This window comes from Exiguobacterium sp. RIT341 (assembly GCF_000632205.1).
Taxonomy (GTDB): domain Bacteria; phylum Bacillota; class Bacilli; order Exiguobacteriales; family Exiguobacteriaceae; genus Exiguobacterium_A.
In genome coordinates this window covers 147,902-165,993 of sequence record NZ_JFYW01000009.1, presented here as the reverse complement: position 1 = coordinate 165,993, position 18,092 = coordinate 147,902, and the positions used below count along the sequence as shown (strand labels likewise).

General features: G+C 47.1%; 17 protein-coding genes. 10 read left to right on the top strand and 7 right to left on the bottom strand.

All coding sequences use genetic code 11. The features are described from left to right. Position 1: 1 nt before the first annotated feature. From BW42_RS11780 to BW42_RS11765, 4 genes are all read right to left on the bottom strand, one after another. The gene (locus BW42_RS11780) at positions 2-1,537 is read right to left on the bottom strand and encodes a DHA2 family efflux MFS transporter permease subunit (protein ID WP_035411324.1); all 1,536 of its coding nucleotides are present in this window, start codon (positions 1,535-1,537) and stop codon (positions 2-4) included. Between the two features lie 259 nt (positions 1,538-1,796). Next, positions 1,797-2,123 carry a bacillithiol system redox-active protein YtxJ gene (ytxJ, locus tag BW42_RS11775; protein ID WP_035411320.1) on the bottom strand — a complete coding sequence of 109 codons (327 nt, stop codon included), beginning with the start codon at positions 2,121-2,123 and terminating at the stop codon, positions 1,797-1,799. Positions 2,124-2,129: 6 nt separating this feature from the next. After that, positions 2,130-3,758, bottom strand: a complete 1,629-nt coding sequence (locus BW42_RS11770) for an acetolactate synthase large subunit (protein WP_035411317.1) — start codon at positions 3,756-3,758, stop codon at positions 2,130-2,132. Then, a complete protein-coding gene (locus BW42_RS11765; protein WP_035411314.1) occupies positions 3,755-5,191 on the bottom strand; it encodes an NAD-dependent succinate-semialdehyde dehydrogenase in 1,437 nt (478 codons plus the stop codon). The genes BW42_RS11770 and BW42_RS11765 overlap by 4 nt, the downstream gene beginning before the upstream one ends. Positions 5,192-5,540: 349 nt before the next feature. Here BW42_RS11765 and BW42_RS11760 point away from each other — a divergent pair, with 349 nt between their 5' ends. The 4 genes from BW42_RS11760 (at position 5,541) to BW42_RS11745 (ending at position 8,674) form a co-directional block, all read left to right on the top strand. Then, positions 5,541-7,241, top strand: coding sequence for an alpha-glucosidase (locus BW42_RS11760; RefSeq protein ID WP_052019136.1), 1,701 nt, complete (start codon positions 5,541-5,543; stop codon positions 7,239-7,241). A gap of 108 nt (positions 7,242-7,349) precedes the next feature. Next, entirely contained in the window at positions 7,350-7,772 is a 423-nt protein-coding gene (locus BW42_RS11755) for a DUF1934 domain-containing protein (RefSeq protein WP_231496909.1), read from the top strand. Further along, complete coding sequence (locus tag BW42_RS11750; protein WP_035411309.1) at positions 7,762-8,181, top strand: hypothetical protein; 420 nt, start codon at positions 7,762-7,764, stop codon at positions 8,179-8,181. The genes BW42_RS11755 and BW42_RS11750 overlap by 11 nt, the downstream gene beginning before the upstream one ends. A 166-nt stretch (positions 8,182-8,347) precedes the next feature. Next, the gene (locus BW42_RS11745) at positions 8,348-8,674 is read left to right on the top strand and encodes an NUDIX domain-containing protein (protein ID WP_081780422.1); all 327 of its coding nucleotides are present in this window, start codon (positions 8,348-8,350) and stop codon (positions 8,672-8,674) included. A gap of 48 nt (positions 8,675-8,722) precedes the next feature. Here the strand turns inward: BW42_RS11745 and BW42_RS11740 are convergent, their stop codons facing one another. Then, entirely contained in the window at positions 8,723-9,070 is a 348-nt protein-coding gene (locus BW42_RS11740; RefSeq protein WP_035411302.1) for a hypothetical protein, read from the bottom strand. A 204-nt stretch (positions 9,071-9,274) separates the two neighbouring features. Here BW42_RS11740 and BW42_RS11735 point away from each other — a divergent pair, with 204 nt between their 5' ends. From BW42_RS11735 to BW42_RS11710, 6 genes are all read left to right on the top strand, one after another. Next, positions 9,275-11,410 carry a (Fe-S)-binding protein gene (locus BW42_RS11735; protein WP_035411299.1) on the top strand — a complete coding sequence of 712 codons (2,136 nt, stop codon included), beginning with the start codon at positions 9,275-9,277 and terminating at the stop codon, positions 11,408-11,410. 154 nt (positions 11,411-11,564) lie between these two features. Further along, positions 11,565-11,933: a MerR family transcriptional regulator gene (locus BW42_RS11730; RefSeq protein ID WP_035411297.1), complete on the top strand. Its 369-nt coding sequence runs from the start codon at positions 11,565-11,567 to the stop codon at positions 11,931-11,933. Between the two features lie 36 nt (positions 11,934-11,969). Beyond that, the gene (locus BW42_RS11725) at positions 11,970-13,292 is read left to right on the top strand and encodes a hemolysin family protein (protein WP_035411294.1); all 1,323 of its coding nucleotides are present in this window, start codon (positions 11,970-11,972) and stop codon (positions 13,290-13,292) included. Between the two features lie 178 nt (positions 13,293-13,470). Beyond that, complete coding sequence (locus BW42_RS11720; RefSeq protein WP_035411291.1) at positions 13,471-15,147, top strand: LytS/YhcK type 5TM receptor domain-containing protein; 1,677 nt, start codon at positions 13,471-13,473, stop codon at positions 15,145-15,147. Between the two features lie 89 nt (positions 15,148-15,236). After that, positions 15,237-16,268: an aldose epimerase family protein gene (locus BW42_RS11715; RefSeq protein ID WP_035411287.1), complete on the top strand. Its 1,032-nt coding sequence runs from the start codon at positions 15,237-15,239 to the stop codon at positions 16,266-16,268. A 70-nt stretch (positions 16,269-16,338) separates the two neighbouring features. Further along, positions 16,339-17,193, top strand: a complete 855-nt coding sequence (locus BW42_RS11710) for a DegV family protein (protein ID WP_035411284.1) — start codon at positions 16,339-16,341, stop codon at positions 17,191-17,193. A 48-nt stretch (positions 17,194-17,241) separates the two neighbouring features. On the opposite strand, the gene crcB (BW42_RS11705) is transcribed toward BW42_RS11710, so the two are convergent. Then, positions 17,242-17,592, bottom strand: coding sequence for a fluoride efflux transporter CrcB (gene crcB / locus BW42_RS11705; protein ID WP_035411282.1), 351 nt, complete (start codon positions 17,590-17,592; stop codon positions 17,242-17,244). Next, positions 17,593-17,991: a fluoride efflux transporter CrcB gene (crcB, locus tag BW42_RS11700; protein WP_035411280.1), complete on the bottom strand. Its 399-nt coding sequence runs from the start codon at positions 17,989-17,991 to the stop codon at positions 17,593-17,595. Between the last annotated feature and the right edge of the window lie 101 nt (positions 17,992-18,092).

Here is an 18,092-nt window from a genome sequence, read left to right as displayed (position 1 = left end):
CTTATTGATTGGAGACTTGCGGTTTGACGATCGTTTCGTTCAATGAGCGTTGATCGCTAATGATGTCTTCAGCTTGTGTCGCCCGTTTAATGAAGAAGGCGAGGACGAATGCTAGACCAGCAATGAACGTCGAGATGAAGAACGCATAGTTGATTCCGTCAAGCGTCGCTTGCATCGTAATCTGCTGTTTTAAAGCAGAAGCTGCTTCAGCTGTCGGTTGACTTGTCATGTTCTTCGCCGCTTCGGCCGCGAGCTCTGTGCCACGAGTCTTCGCATGCGTTGACATGATAGTTACGAGCAACGCCGTTCCGATTGCACCAGATACTTGTTGCAACGTATTGTTCATCGCTGTGCCGTGTGGATAGTAGCGTGTTGGTAACTGATTCAAACCGTTCGTTGAGACCGGCATCATGACCATTGACATCCCGAACATCCGTAACGAATACAGGATGATCAGATGCGTATACGTCGTATCCATCTCAAGTTGACTGAAGTAATAACTCGTGACGACTGTGATGAATAAACCAGTCAATGCAAGAGGACGACCACCAATCTTATCAAACAGCTTCCCGTTGATCGGTGACATGACGGCCATTAAGATGGCACCCGGTAACAGCATGAGACCCGCATCAAGTGGTGAAATACCGCGAATCGTCTGGACATAGATCGGAAGCAATAACATGCCCGAGAACATCGCCATCGTGACTACCATCGAGATCGCAGAAGACAAGGCGAACATCGGGTAACGATAAATCTTGAAGTTGAGCATCGGACGTTCCATATGCAGCTGACGATAAATGAATGTCACGAGTGCGATGACCCCGACGATCAGTGCTCCATAGACGTGGAAACTATCCCAACCTTTAGAGCCGGCAGAACTGAATCCGTACAATAAGCCACCGAAACCAAGTGACGAAAGTGCAACGGAAGCCAGATCGATCCGAGCGGCAGACCGTTCCTTGACGTCACGAAGTAAGAAGAAACCAGCGACGAGAACGATTAAGGCGATTGGTGTGATGAAGTGGAACAGCATCCGCCAATCGTAGTGCTCAATGATCCAACCGGATAACGTTGGTCCGATCGCTGGAGCCCCCATCATAATCAATCCGAAGAAGCCCATCGCAGTCCCGCGTTTTTCAATCGGGAAACTGACGAGCATGACGTTCATTAGTAGCGGCATCATGATGGCAGAACCCGACGCTTGAATCATCCGTCCTGCGAGCAACACAGGGAAGACGTCTGCGAATCCGGCAAGAATCGTTCCGGTCGAGAAGAGGGTCATCGCGAGTAAGAACAAGCGACGAACCGAATACTTTTGAATCAAGAAAGCAGATGTCGGAATTAAGACACCATTGACGAGCATGAAACCAGTCGACAGCCATTGAGCAGTAGCTGGTTCGATCGCTAGATCCTTCATGATTGAAGGAAGGGCGATGTTGAGCAAGGTATTATTTAAGAAAGCGATGAATGCCCCGATCATCAAAACGGCGAGGATGCCGTAAGGAGCTCGAGCTGTGTGAGTTGCACTTTGTTGCATGAATATCCTCCTAACTAAACTAACGGTACAGATTTCTATACGGTCGTTCTATCTGTAGTTTATCTTAATCCGATTTAGTTCGAATTACAAATAATAATAGCTAAGAAAGATAATTTTATTTTTTATGTAGTTTTGAAAGCGTTTTTCTAAATGAGGAAAATGATTCGTAGGAAATAAAAAAGCGCAATCCTTCTCGTTAGAGGAAAATTGCGCTTTGTCTTCAGTTTGAAACAGCCAGAAGCTTGTTTCATAGTTAGCGTTACTGAACGTTCGTTTCGAGTGCATCCTTTGTAATGTCGTAGTGAGATGCTGTCCAGACAGATTTGCCGTCCTGAATGAAAAGAACTTGTGGCGACTCATGTCGGACATTATAGTGTTCAGCGATGTGATTCGATAAGGTCCGAGCTTCTTGGACGAAGAGATATGCTGTCGGAACAGATGTTTCATCCGCGAACTTCGTATACTCTGAGAATCCTGCGGCACTGATCGGACACGTCGTACTGTGTTTGCAAATCACGAACGCGCTATGCTCGGACGCAAATTGATCAAAATCAGAAATAGACTGCAGTTTACGTGGTTGTGTCATAATATATCACCCTCCATACGTCCGGAGACGTTCACTTAACTTTAGATTTTCCCGGTAATCGACCGGACAGTCAATCAATACGGGTCCATCGCTCGCGAAAGCTTGATCAAGACAATGGGCAAGCGAACCGTGTTCACCGACGCGAAGTCCAAGCGCACCGAAAGCATGAGCCAGTTGAACGAGATCCGGATTATCAAAGGTGATGTACGATGATTTTCCATATGCTTGTTGTTGTTTCCATTCGATGAGACCATATGTCCCGTCTCGCCAAATTAATACGACGAGTGGCAGCTTCAAACGAACGGCGGTCTCGAGGTCCTGACCGTTCATAAGAAAAGCTCCGTCTCCAGCGGCGCAGACGATACGTCGGTCGGGGTAGAGAAGTTTGGCTGCGAGTGCACTCGATAAACCATAGCCCATTGAAGCAAACCCATTCGAAATGAACAATTGATCTGGATGTGTCGTTTGATAATGGCGAGCGAGCCAGACTTTATGTGCTCCGACATCCGAGAAAACCATTCCGGCTTCACCAACCGTCCGTTCGAGCTCACGAACGATGCTTTGAGGATGTAAAGGGAGCGCGAGGGAATATGTTTCTTGAATCTCTTGGCGCAACTTATCGCGATTCCGTTGCCAACCGCTCCAGGAACGCTTTGGAAGCAGTGGTGTCAAAACGGTCAATACATCTGAAAGATTGCCGACTAGATTTGCAACGACTGGATAGTAGGCATCGATTTCGTGAAGGTTCGTATCCAGATGAACGACCGGCGTCTTTTTCGGATTCCATTTTTCCGGGGGCAGTTCCGTGATGTCATAACCAATCGTAATGATTAAATCACTCGCATCAAGAATTCGTTGGTTGTAATCAACATCCGGCAAACCGATCGTATGCGCGGCAAGCGGATGTTGTGAGGAGATGGAGCCTTTTCCCATCATTGTCTCGACGACCGGAGCATCCAGCTGTTCGACGAATGCCCGAAACGCCTCAAGTGCGTGTTGACGGTGAATCCCGAAACCGGCAATGATGACAGGACGTTGCGATCGCTCGATCAATCGTAAAACGTCCGGATCATCAATCGTCAACGGATGAAGATATGTCGGAGCACTGTCGTTTTTGACAGGAGTCACAGGTTGATCTCGTTCTTGTTTTGCGACGTCTTCTGGGAAAGAGATATGCGTCGCTCCCGGCTTTTCGCTCTGTGCCGTCGCAAAGGCACGACGGACGATTTCCGGAATCACTTCTGGTGTCAGAACGGACGTACTTGACTTCGTGACCGGACGATATAGATCAACGAGATCAAACATTTGATGCGACGCTTTATGTTGCCGTGATAGTGCTCCTTGTCCTGTGATGGCAACGACAGGAGAATGGTCCATCGTTGCACTCGCAATTCCCGTCATCATGTTAGTCGCACCAGGACCAAGCGTCGATAAGCAGACACCCGGTCGTCCACTCAGGCGACCGAACATCGCTGCCATGAACGCAGCGTTCGTTTCGTGACGCGTCGTGATGAACGTGATCGACGAACGACTAAGTGATTCGAGCAATGTGATGTTCTCTTCACCGGGAACACCGAAGATATGCGTGACTCCCTCTGCCTCTAAACATTGGACGAACCAATCCGCCGCGTTCATGCTAGTCCACCGATTGAGATGTATTTTGTCTCGAGATACGCTTCGAGTCCTTCACTACCGCCTTCGCGTCCAAGACCGGATTGTTTCATTCCACCAAATGGTGCTTGTGCAGCAGAAGGAACCCCATCATTCCAGCCGACGATTCCATAATCAAGCCCTTCGATTGCACGAATGGCACGCGCGTAATCCTTCGTAAAGACGTATGAAGCGAGACCGAATGGTGTCTGGTTGGCGTAACGAACCGCTTCTTCATCAGAACTGACACGCTGGACGGGAGCGACAGGTCCGAACGTCTCCTCGTTCATGATCAACATGCCGGGTTTTACGTCAGCGAGCACGGTTGCTTCATAATAATAGACATCGTTCTCCTCGTCCGTTGTTCCTGTTCCACCCGTGACGACACGAGCACCGGCTGAAGTAGCGTCATCGACATGTTTTTTAACTTTATCGTAACCCGCTTTATTAATCATTGGACCGATCTTTGTTTCGGCATCCAGACCGTTCCCGGTTTTCAATTTTGCCGTCTCCTGACCGAGTTTTTCAACGAACGCGTCATAAATCGAATCAGATACATAGATCCGGTTTCCGCAGACACACGTCTGTCCGCCGTTTCGGAATTTCGACTTGATCGTCTCCGCAACAGCTAAATCGAGATCGCAATCATCAAAGACGAGAATCGGTGCATGTCCGCCGAGTTCAAGCGACATCGCTTTGATCGTCTCTGCTCCTTGAGCCATCAGTGTCCGTCCGACTTCGGTCGAACCAGTGAAGGTGATCTTATCGACATGCGGATGTGTCGCGAGTGATTCACCGAGTGCTTTCCCGCTACCTGTAACGGCATTGACGACGCCTTCTGGAATCCCGACTTCCTGACAAAGTTCAAGTAAACGAAGTGCTGTTAATGGAGTCGCGGTGGGTGGTTTGATGACGAACGTACATCCGGCAACGAGAGCCGGAGCCAATTTTCGGGTAATCATGGCTGCTGGGAAATTCCATGGTGTGATCGCGGCGACGACACCAACCGGTTGTTTGATGACTTGAAGTCTTTTAGAAGCATCGTGTGTCGGTATGACACGTCCGTATGCCCGTTTTCCTTCTTCTGCGAACCATTTGACGAAGTTTGCCGCATACTGGACTTCACCTTCTGATTCAGCTAGCGGTTTTCCCATCTCAAGCGTCATTAACCGGGCGAGTTCATCTTTTTTCTCGATCATTTTGGCATAGAGTTTTTCCAAGAGTTCAGCGCGTTCATATACTGTCCGCTTCGACCATTCTGGAAAAGCCTTCCGTGCTGCTTCGACAGCATCATTGACGTCTGATTTTGTTCCGTTTGGTACGCTACCGACGACTTCTCCGGTTGCTGGATTCGTGACATCTGTCCGTTCTCGTCCGTGATCCAGCCATTGTCCACCAATAAAGAATTGTCCCTTCATCTTGAAAATCCCCCTTTTTTACGTGCATTGGTTAGGGTATACCCGAACGAATAAAAAAAGATTCATTTTGGAAAGGAAAGGTTATGCAAAAAGGTAGAAATTGACCGATAAACAGTGTAGGATAATTCAGTAAATGTAATGTAAGTTCAACTGAAATATTCGATGTGAACGAAGAGTGATCCCCATTGATGTGAAATGGTGAAATCATCCTCGAGACATTGACTTTAAAAGTGGATTTGATAAGATAAAAGTAAAGGGTTTGCGCAATCGGTTGCGCAAAACAAAATGAAGGACGAACAAATATACCTAACTCCTACTAATGACTCACCTACGAGAGGATTTCTAACACATGACACAAATGATACCGCGCCCTGAGACGGCCCAACAAACAATTACACGAGCTTGGTGGAAAGAAGCAGTAGCATACCAAATCTATCCACGCAGCTTTTATGACGCAAATAACGATGGAATCGGCGATATTCCGGGTATCATCGCAAAACTGGATTACTTGAAGGATCTTGGCGTCGACGTTTTGTGGATTTGTCCGATGTTCAAGTCACCGAACGATGATAACGGATATGATATCAGTGACTATGAAGACATTATGGATGAGTTCGGAACAATGGCAGACTTCGATCTCTTAATGGAAGAAGCGCATAAACGAGACATCAAAGTGTTACTTGATCTCGTCGTCAACCACACATCTGATGAACATCCATGGTTCCTTGAATCGCGTTCGTCAAAAGACAACGAGAAACGCGATTGGTACATCTGGAAAGATGCGATCAATGGAGGAGAACCGAACAACTGGGAAAGTATCTTCGGTGGATCAGCATGGGAATATGACGAGAAGACTGAGCAATACTTCCTGCACGTCTTCTCCCGTCGTCAGCCAGACTTGAACTGGCAAAACCGCGATATGCGTCAAGCGGTCTATACAATGATCAACTGGTGGCTTGATAAAGGCATCGATGGTTTCCGAATCGATGCGATCAGTCACATCAACAAGGATCAGTCGTTCGGCGATCTCCCGAACCCACTTGGTATGCCGTATGTGCCGTCGTTTGACATGCATATGAACGTCGAAGGCATCCATGCGTATCTTGAAGAGCTAAAGGATGAGACATTCTCGAAATACGACATCATGACTGTTGGGGAAGCAAACGGCGTCTCGCCGGAAGAAGCGGATCTATGGGTCGGAGAAGAGAACGGCAAGATGAACATGGTCTTCCAGTTCGAGCACATGGATCTCTGGCGCGCAGACGCTGAAAAAGGCGTTGACGTCGTCAAACTGAAACAAGTGCTGACGAAGTGGCAAAAAGGACTTGAAGCAACCGGTTGGAATGCCTTGTACCTCGAAAACCACGATAAGGTACGTTCGGTCTCCCTTTGGGGTGACGAGGAACAGTACTGGAAAGAGAGCGCGAAGTCGCTTGCGATGATGTATTTCTTCATGCAAGGCACACCGTTCATCTATCAAGGTCAGGAAATCGGGATGACGAACGTTCAGTTCCCGGATATTTCGGATTATGATGACGTCGCGACGAAAAATATGTATGAGATGCAACTCGCTTCCGGGAAGACACATGAGGAAATCATGGAAGTCATCTGGAACTCGTCACGCGATAACTCACGCACACCGATGCAATGGACGAACGAGCAAAATGGTGGCTTCTCGAATCAATCCCCATGGTTCGGTGTTAACCCGAACTACGCGGACATCAATGTCGCGTCACAAGAACAAGACGAAGACTCGATTTTGAACTTCTATAAACGAATGATTCAAATCCGCAAGATGGAAGAGACATTGATTTATGGCGCGTATGATCTCATCTTACCGGAAGATACGAAAGTCTATGCCTATACACGGACGCTTGGTGACGAACAGTTCTTGATCGTTACGAACTTAAAAGGCGAAACAGCAGAAATCGATACGGATATCATCTTGCATTCGGATAATATGTTGCTTGGCAACTATCCGACGATGCACCACGAAGGAACAGAACTGGATCTTCGTCCATTCGAAGCTCGTCTGTACCGTGTTCGCTAAGATGTTTTGAACGGATTCGAAGTACATCGAATCCGTTTTTTTGTTGCGCGTAAGCAGAAGATGCATCAGACGAAAAAATCGTGTACGCTAAACGATGAGGTGATAGAAGTGAAACCAGTAAAGTACTCGGTGTCATTACGACAGGTGACGACGATTGAAGATGGTCCGATGCGTGAATCGGTCGAACTTGAGGCGGACGGCACGTTGTTCGAAACAAAGGACGGTTTTGCCGTGAAATTCGTTCAACCGGATGAACAACCGATTGATACGACGATCAAATGGTCAAAAGACCAGATCGCCCTGAATCGCAAAGGTCCTGTTGCGATGCATCATGTTTTCATTTTAAAAGAGACGACTAAAAGCCAGTATGGCAGTCAGTTCGGTCAAATGTTGATGGAGACAGACACGGAGACGATTGAGATGAAACCGCAGCAGATGAAGTTTCGCTATACATTAAAAATGAATGGACAAGCAGTCGGTACGTATACGATTGATTTAACTTGGAAACGGAGTGAGACGAATGGCATTTGAACAAACAGTACGTCAAATGGAACAGATGTTGGAAGAGGAATGGTTCGAGTGGCTCGAGAGCGATGAGCCGCGCTACAACGAATGGCGTGATCAACTCGAAGGACTCGCAGAGCAGGTCATCACGGAATACAATCCGAAGGTCGACCCGGAGTCAATCGATACGCTACTTTTAATCAATGAAGAATTACCTGTCTTATACGGTGAAGATACCGTCATGCTGTATACAGCGCTTTTGAAAGCACGTCAGGAAGACGATCAAGTATATGAGCGTTACTTGACGATCCTGGGTGCGTTTGCAGACGAACAGCATCCAGCGATCCGTGAAGTCGAAAAGTTAGTCGCGAAAAAGGATTATAAAAATGCCTTCGCACGTGCAGTCCGTCTGCCACAGTCGCTCGGTCTAGAATAAATAATCAGTGGACCATCTTGTTTTAGACAAGGTGGTCTTTTTAGGAGGAAGCGTCATGTATCCACTCTATCGAATCATCGTCGCGATCATCCGGAAGGGCGATCAACTGCTCATTGTCAACAATCAATCGGGTCAGGACAACCGGTGGAGCTTACCCGGTGGATAGATTGAAGCTGGGGAGACACTCGAGCAAGCACTTCGTCGTGAGGTTGCTGAAGAGACTGGCTTGGCAGTCACATCATCGTCGTTTGCCTTCTTGACGGAGAACTTCATGCCAACTTATCAAGCGCACAGTCTCGTCACTTATTTTGATTGCGAGGTGAGCGGAGTACTCGATCCGAATGATCCTGATGAAGAAATTAGCGAGACGAAGTGGATCAATCAAAGGGAGCTAACGGAATACATCACAAGTGAGGATATCCGTCTTCCGTTATATACATACTTAACAGAACAACACAAAGGTTATTATATGTTTGAAGAGATGAAGTGGTAAGCAAAAAGAACGGATCATCCTTATGAAGGAATGTATCCGTTCTTTTGCTTAGAATGCTGCTTCTTGACGAGCAGATGTTTCAGATAATAGACGTGTATGGATTCCGCGTTGTTTCAAAGCTTGTTGGAAGGAGGTGTCGATTGGACGATATCCTTTTTCAATCAACTCGTTGATATAGATTTTATTATAGATGAACGAAAATACGAGACTGACGAGACCTGTTCCAAAGCCTACCGTAGCAGTACCGACGACAAGTGCAAGAACGAGTTGAATCAATCCCCATTTAAAATCGCCTCGGAAAAAAGCTGGGAAAAAGCCGAAAAAGAATGTTGTCCAAGAAAAGCCTACTTTGACTTCTTTGACGAGACCGCTTGGATGTTGAAGAATACCTTGCATAATGAAAACCTCCTGATATGTATATAAATAAAATGACCATATATAAGATAACTTACTTTTTATGGATGTGTTTTATTTTTTTGACAGATTAAGTCAATGAATAAGTAAGAAATTTATTTAAAAATTTATGAATGAATAGTCATTCATTATATGCTATACTCATTTCAACACAACTGCTTTAGGGGGAAAGGGGTTTGTTCGAACATGAATACGTTTTTAATCATCAACTGGATTGCCTTCCTACTCGTCATCGGTTATGCAGGCTATCTGTTCACATCACTCGTCAAAAGTCGTTATGCCGCCATTAAACGGGGGAAAAAGGCGGAATGGACGCTGACGAATAAAGAACGACTAGACGCAGTTTTAGTTAACGTCTTTGGTCAAAAGAAACTATTAAAAGATAAGAAAAGTGGCGCCATCCACGTCATGATGTTCTATGGATTCTTACTCGTTCAATTCGGAGCGATTGATTTTATCTGGAAAGGACTTGCCGTCGGTCAGCGTTTTCCGCATGTCCCGCTCGGTCCACTTTATCCATTTTTTACATTCTTTCAAGAGATCGTCATGCTCGTCATCTTGATTGCCGTCGTCTGGGGTTTTTATCGCCGGTATGTCGAGAAGCTCGTCCGTCTGAAGCGAAATTTCTTAGCAGGTCTTGCCTTGATCTTCATCGGTGGCTTGATGGTTGCCGTCCTCTTCGGAAACGGATTCTTCCTTGTCTATGAGAACCACTCGACGCTCGGTGAACCCGTCGCTTCAAGCATTGCGTTCTTATTCGGCTGGGTACCGGAATCGGTCGCTTTCGGATTATTCGTCTTCTTCTGGTGGGCGCATCTTTTGTTCTTACTTAGCTTCATGGTCTACATCCCACAAGGTAAGCATGCGCACTTGATTGCCGGTACAGCAAACGTCTGGCTCGGGCGGACATCGAAAGTTGGTCGTTTGGCACCGATTGATCTATCCGTCATGGAAGAAGCAGAAGACGACGAAGCGGAATTCAGCTTCGGGGTCAATCGGATTGAAGATTTCAATCAAAAGCAACTCGTTGATCTATATGCCTGCGTCGAGTGCGGTCGCTGTACGAACATGTGCCCAGCAAGCGGAACTGGGAAGATGTTGTCACCGATGGATTTGATCGTTAAATTACGGGACCATCTTAATATGAAAACGGCAGCCATCACACAACGTTCACCATGGGCACCTGCTTTTGCGTTCGAAGGATCGCAAGGAAATCAGATTGCCTCGCTCGCAGCAGCCGGACAGATGGATATCGTCCCGGATTCATTGATTGGGAACGTCATTACGGAAGAAGAAATTTGGGCGTGTACGACGTGCCGAAACTGTGAGGATCAGTGTCCGGTCATGAACGAACATGTTGATAAAATCATCGACCTCCGTCGCCATCTCGTCATGATGGAAGGCAAGATGGATCCGGAAATGCAACGGACGATGGCAAACATCGAACGTCAAGGTAATCCGTGGGGGATGAACCGAAAAGAGCGCGAAAACTGGCGGAAAAACCGTGATGAACTCGTCGTTCCGACAGCGAAAGAAAAGAAGAAAGCAGGCGAAGAGTTCGAGTACCTGTTCTGGGTCGGTGCGATGGGATCGTACGATAACCGGAGTCAAAAAATCGCTATGGCGTTTGCGCGTATTCTGAACGAGGCAAATATCTCGTTTGCGATTCTCGGAAACGATGAGAAGAACTCGGGCGATACACCACGTCGAATCGGTAACGAAGTCTTGTTCCAAGAACTCGCGGAAGCAAACATCAAATCATTTGAGAAGTATGGCGTCAAAAAGATCGTCACGATTGATCCGCATGCCTACAATACATTCAAAAATGAGTACCCAGACTTCGGACTCAGTCTGGATGTCGAAGTCTATCACCATACCGAATTGCTCGCTCGTCTGATTGATGAGAAACGCATTACACCGTTACATGAAGTTAAGGAGCGGGTCGTCTATCACGATTCGTGTTACCTCGGTCGATACAATGATATTTACGACGCACCGCGTTATATTCTCGAGAAGATTCCAGGCATCACTCTCGTCGAGACAGAACGTAACCGTGAAAAAGGCATGTGTTGTGGTGCTGGTGGCGGTATGATGTGGCAAGAAGAAAAAGTTGGTGCACGTGTCAACGTCGCGCGGACGGAACAATTGTTGACCGTCCAACCATCCGTCATCGGGTCAGCATGTCCGTACTGTTTGACGATGCTTAGTGACGGTACGAAGGCGAAGGAAGTGGATGAAGCGGTCGCCACGTATGATGTCGTCGAATTATTAGAACGCTCGATCGTTGGTATAGCGGTCGAAGAGCCAATTGCCACAGTTTAAAATTAGAAGTGTATAAACGATTATTCTCGTATCAACGGGAGTAATCGTTTTTTTATTAAAAGCATGACGTTTTACTGTACGGTTTTGACATGATAAAATAAAAGGACTAACTATGGCAAGGAGGTGAGAATCTTTTGGGAAGGCGTTACTTCGAATCGGTCAGGTCGCGGAGACCACCGGCTTATCAAAACGAACGATTGATTACTACACATCACTCGGTCTCTTAACATCAGAGCGTACTGCATCGGGCTACCGTTTGTATGACGAATCGGTCATTCATCAAATCGAAAAGATTGAATATTTGAAGTCTCAACGGCTTTCCCTGCAAGAGATTCTTGCTTCTTTTACGGAACGAGAACAAAAAACAGGAGAGACGATTTATCAGGAAGTACAACAATTACAGACGACGGTTGAAGGACTCGAGCAACGTTTGTTGCAGTCGACGGAAGTCGAAAAACAAGCGATTCGCTTAGAACTGTCCCGGCGTCTGACATTGATTGCTTCTCTGATTGCACAGCTTTAATACAAAACAATGGAGGTGACCCCTGTTTAGGGGATTTTGGATACTATATTATTCATCAATTTATTTTTAGTGGTGTTGTTGATTGTGTTGACGGCGTTCTTCGTCGGATCGGAATTCGCTGTCGTCAAAGTGCGGATGTCGCGTTTGGATCAGATGATCCAGGAAGGCAATAAAAGTGCGGTCCTTGCGAAAAAAATCGCCGGTGATCTTGATTATTACTTGTCTGCCTGTCAGCTCGGTATTACCGTCACGGCACTCGGTCTTGGGGCACTTGGAGAACCGACAGTCGAAAAGATCTTGCATCCGGTCTTCGATGACTTCGGGATCTCTGCTGCTGTTTCAACACTCTTGTCGTTTGGTATCGCATTTGTATCCGTAACGTTCTTACACGTCGTCATCGGCGAACTTGCTCCGAAGACACTCGCGATTCAGTATGCAGAACGCATGACATTGTTATTTGCTCGTCCGCTGTATGTGTTCGGGAAGATCATGTATCCGTTCATCTGGTTACTCAACGGTTCAGCACGCATGTTCCTTGGTCTGTTCGGTGTCAAACCAGCAGGACATGAACAAGCCCACTCAGAAGATGAATTGAAAATCATCATGGCGCAAAGTTTCCAAAGTGGTGAAATCAATCAGACGGAACTTGCTCTCATGCAGAACGTCTTCGCCTTTGACGAGCATATTGTCAAAGACTTAATGGTTCCACGAATGCGGATGGAGACGATCTCGGAACGTTTGACGAAGAATGAACTGATGGAAATCTTCATGGATAATCCGTATACGCGTTATCCGGTCACAGAAGAGAACGATAAAGACCGGATTCTTGGATACGTCAACGTCAAGGAAGTCTTGACGGATTTTGCGAACGGGAACGAACATCCGGTGACACATTACGTCAAGGAACTACCGGTCGTTTCTGAAGTAACATCACTTCAGGACACATTGCGGAAGATGAAACGGACCCGGACACACCTCGTACTCGTCGTCGATGAATATGGTGGAACAGCAGGACTCGTCTCGATGGAAGACTTACTCGAAGAAATCGTCGGCGAAATCCGTGATGAATTCGATGCAGATGAAGTCGAAGAAATCGAACAAATCAAATCTGACGAATTTTTACTGGACGGTACTGTATTACTCGTGGATTTAGAAGAACGTTTCAACATTCGATTTACGAACGTCGAGGACGTGGATACGATCGGCGGCTGGATTCAGATGCACAACATTGATCTTCAACCCGGTGAGCACATCGATACACCAGACTTTTCGGTTGAAGTAATGGAGATGGAGAACTATCAAATCAATCGCGTCAAGATTTGGTTGCATCCAGCTGAACAAGTAGAAGCAGAAGGATAAGATGGTCGGTTCCTCATCGAGGAGCCGATTTTTTTATATCACATCAGTCAAAAAATTAAGAACTTGCGGATTGTGTGAACTTTCAGCGGTCATGATAGGAGAATGATGGAGTGAGCGGGAATGTAATCTACAACTACCGTATTGTCGATTCGCGTCCTATGAAACGAGGAGGTATTCCGTGCTTGATCAGATTCCATTCTTACTGAGTCGTTTAGGTATGTTAGCACTGTTAGCCTTTCTATTGTCCCAGTGGCGCATTTCTCGATACATATTCAAGATGGACCGCGGGATGAATGTACCACTTCTTTTAGCATTCGTATCATCTGGTATTTTAATGAACTATGCGGGAATCGTGCTTTCGAATGATACAACGATCGATCCGTTACTCGGGTTATCCGTCAAAAAGGATGCTTTATTACTTGATACACGTTTAGCAGTCATCGTGACGAGCGGTCTGATCGGTGGACCAATCGTCGGTGGGATCACAGGATGTCTAGTCGGGTTGCACCGCTATTTACTCGGTTCTCTAGGAGCAGAAGCAGGTTGGATCATTGCGATGATAGCTGGACTCGTGAGTGGATGGTACCGGAAACGTTGGCGCTTACGGGATGACTATGCCTTGATTCCACCAGTCGGCATCGTCTTAGCCGCATTGTTCTTTGAAAGTGGAATCACGTTGTTGCTGGCTCCAGACACGACGCAGGCGCTTGATTTAATCAGTCATGCGGTGTTTCCGCTATTGTTCGCGAACACATGTGGTGTGGTACTGTTTATCATGATTTTACGAACGCAACTTCGACTCGAAGGTGATCTCTTCGTCCGACAAACGGAGCGTTCTGATCGGTTATTACAAGCGTTGCAACCCTTACGAAAGCAGGGGTTGACGTCAGAAGTCGCCCGACAAATCGGAGCGACATTATTAAAGGAGACGAAAATGCAACGTGTCGTCTTACTCGGAGCGACGGAAGTCGTCATTGATATGACGGAACAGCAACCTGCTGTCTGTGGCGAACAACCGAGACGTGAGGAACAACAATGGATTGAGGCAGAAGAACCCGTCCGACAGGAAGATGAACTGACGGGACAGATTCTAAGCTTTCATCCAATACGCATCAACGGTCAAAAGGCGGGTGTCATCTGTTATTTCTCGAAAGATCTATTTGACGATACGGTCGAGCGAATGACGGAACAACTTGTCCGTTTATTAGCACGAGAGTTATACATGCACCGAGAAGAGCAGTTGCTCCGATTAAGCGGTAGAAAGATGAAACCTATGTTACACGTCAGTTATCTCAAAGGCATCATCGAAGAAATTCAGCGGACAGCCGATCCCGGAACTCCTGTAAAACATCAATTGAATGCGTTGCTTCAACTTTTGACGACAGCGACGCGGCACGATGAACATCCACTGCGTGAGGAACTAGCGACGCTAAAAGCTTATCTATCGCTCGAAGGTACACGCCGCCGTCCGAATCAATTGACATCCGCTGATATCACGGTCGATCTCGACATCGAGACTTCCGTTGAGGAATACTTCGTTTTCCCGTTCCTCGTGACACAGCTTGTCGATAATGCACTACGTCATGCGTTCGTAAGGGCAGGACGGCATCACCGGATTGATGTCCGCGCCTTTAAGTCGACGACGGGTTGGGTTATCGAAGTCGCAGACAATGGGCAAGGAATGCCGCTTGCTGTGATGCAACAACTGGATCAAAAAGAATCAGGTGATTCGAATCTGTTCTTGATTCGACGCGCACTGGATGTGACATATGGTCCGGCTGCGTCACTACGCGTCTATTCCATTATCCATCAAGGAACACGAATCGAAGTCCGGCTACCTTTTCCATCGCCTTGACGACAGTGGCACTTTGCTACTGTTGTTTTTTTGTGTTGCTTCAAGGGTAAATAGGAAAACAGCAAAACGTATTGTACAGGAGGAAGCAGATGATGATTACGACAACAGAAGTGGGTCAACTAGGAGATCAGTACTTGTTGCGGTTCACGTTAGAGAATGTTCATGGACATAGTGTCGATATCTTGAACCGAGGCGCAAAAATTCTTGCGATACGGGTTCCAGATCAGCAAGGAATGATTGAAAACGTCGTACTCGCATTTGATGACCTGTCAGAATACCAGGATGATCCACACCATTTAGGCGCAACGATCGGACGTGTCGGAGGACGAATCGCGAACGGAGCGTTCGCGCTCGAAGGAATGACGTATGTACTTGAACAAAATGAAGGCGAGCATCATCTTCACGGGGGAAGCGAGAATTGGGCGAACCGGATGTTCACGCACGAAATCAACGATGACCGACTTGTCCTACGATTAGATAGTCCGAATGGAGAGAACGGCTACCCAGGTCACTTATCGTTTGAGTTGACCTTCGAATGGACAGACGAGAACGTCCTGCATGTTCATTATGAAGCGGAGACGACGGCCTCGACACCGTTCAGTCCGACGAATCATACGTACTTCAATTTGACGGGTGAGGCGAAGACGACAATCGAACAGCACGTCCTGCGAATGGACGCCCCTTTTTATATTCCGTTGACGAAAGATGCCGTACCGACCGGTGACATTCTCCCGGTAACAGACACCGTTTTTGATTTTCTCGATGCCCGTTTTCTACATGAAGTCACACACGCACCAGACGAACAACTTCGTCAAGCGGGTAGCGGGGTGGATCATCCCTTCCTGCTTAGAGAAGGTGGGGAGATCGTTCTTGACGAACCAATCAGCGGGCGGCGGTTACGGGTCGTAACCGACCAACCGGGGGTCGTCGTCTACACGGCCAATCACTTGTCAGGCGAGTTCACGATTTGTGGAAGACGGGCAACGCCGTACCTGGGCATCTGTTTTGAGACACAAGGGCTACCGGATGCGATCAATCAACCAGATTTCCCTTCCGTTGTCTTGCGTGCCGGTGAGCACTATCATAAGCGTACATCGTTTCATTTTCAGATGATGTCATGAGGTATCTTGCGATTTCCACTCCTGTATATGGTAGGATAGAGCGAGAAGAATCTAACGGAGGCTAAGGAAAATGACTAAAATTGCATGGGTGACCGATAGTATGGCCTATTTCACGAAAGAAGAGGCGGAAGCGATTGGCGTCAATGTCGTGCCGATTCAAATTTTACTTGGTGATACGGCGTATCAAGAGAATGCCATTACGGTCGAGCGTCTGTTTCGTGCCCTGGATGCGGACAAAAAGCTGATTGCAAAAACTTCACAACCGATCTTTGGTGAGTTCGTCGGGACATACGAACGGCTAAAAGAAGAAGGATATGACTGCGCGATTGCAGTACATTGTACGAATGGCTTATCAAGTACCGTTCAAAGCTCAGCATCAGCAGCGGAAGCGGCAAGCTTCCCGGTTCATATCATCGATTCCCATACCGCGTTCGAAAACCAACAGGAATTCATTCGTTACGGAATGGAACTTGAGGCACAGGGGAAATCGGTCGAAGAAATCGTTGCGGCGTTACAAGCATTGACGAAAAAGACCCATTTTTATATGATTGTCGGTAATATGGAGACGATGCGTCGCGGTGGACGTGTCTCGTCAGGAGACCTGTTCCTTGCGAACTTACTCAGCATCAAACCGATCATCACGACGGATGAAGCGGGAAAAGTCGTACCATTCAAAAAAGCGCGTTCTCTTAAGAAAGCCTACATCGAGATGGTCAAACAAATCGATGAGTCGATGCGTCAACACACGTTCTATAAGAACCGGATATATGTTGCGACGACGATGGCACCCGAAATGGCAGCAGAACTGCGCCAACAGGTCGCAGCGAAATTCCCGGATCTGACAATTCTTGAAGGCACGTTCGGACCGGCAATTGGGACACATGCCGGAGCAGAGACGGTCGGTCTGTTCTGGATGAATGATTAAAATTACATGTAAGAGGCGATGGATTTTTCCATCGCCTCTTTTTTTTAATCAAGCGGTCAAGGTGATACCGAAAAAGGCAGCGAGGATTCCGAATCCATAACTGCATATCAAGTAGAAGGCGAGTACTTTACGGTTTCCATCTTGTAAGAGCTGTAACGTTTCAATCTTGAACGTCGAGAACGTCGTAAACGATCCGAGAAAGCCAGTACCAAGCAGTAACGTCCAGGTCGTATCGAGATGCGATCCGATGACGAGTCCGAGTAAAAACGAGCCAAATACATTAATCAGGAATGTTGCTAGTGGAAATTCATGTTTCCAGAACGTCTTCATCCATTGACTGACAGCAAAACGACTGATGGCTCCACAAAAAGCACCGATGGCAAGGGCGAGTAATTCCATTCACTCACGTCCTTTCGTCACGTGACGCAGTCGTCGTGTTCCGAGCGCGTAACCGACATAAGACAGGAATAGACCGCCGAATAGACTGACGAGTACGTAGAGGAACGCATCCGCTAAATGACGTTCGTTAAATAAGGTCACAGTCTCGACGCTGAATGTCGAAAATGTCGTGAATGAGCCGATGAAGCCCGTTCCAATAGCTGTAATCGCATATTGATGCAAGAGTTTCGTTCGAAATAGGAAGTGTGTCGCATAGCCGAGCAGAAAGCTACCGATCAAGTTGATCGCAAGCGTCGGCCACGGAAACGGACCGGTCGTAAAGTCGCCAATCAGCAGTCCAAGTCCATAACGTGCAGAGGCACCGAGAACACCTGCGAGACCTACGAGTACATAGAGCATAGGAATCCTCTTTTCTGAAAAAAGTCTACGTTAAACGTACTCCCGCTCTCAAGAAAGCGTCAAGAAAAAAAGTCATCCGAGGGACTTAACGATTGAATTCT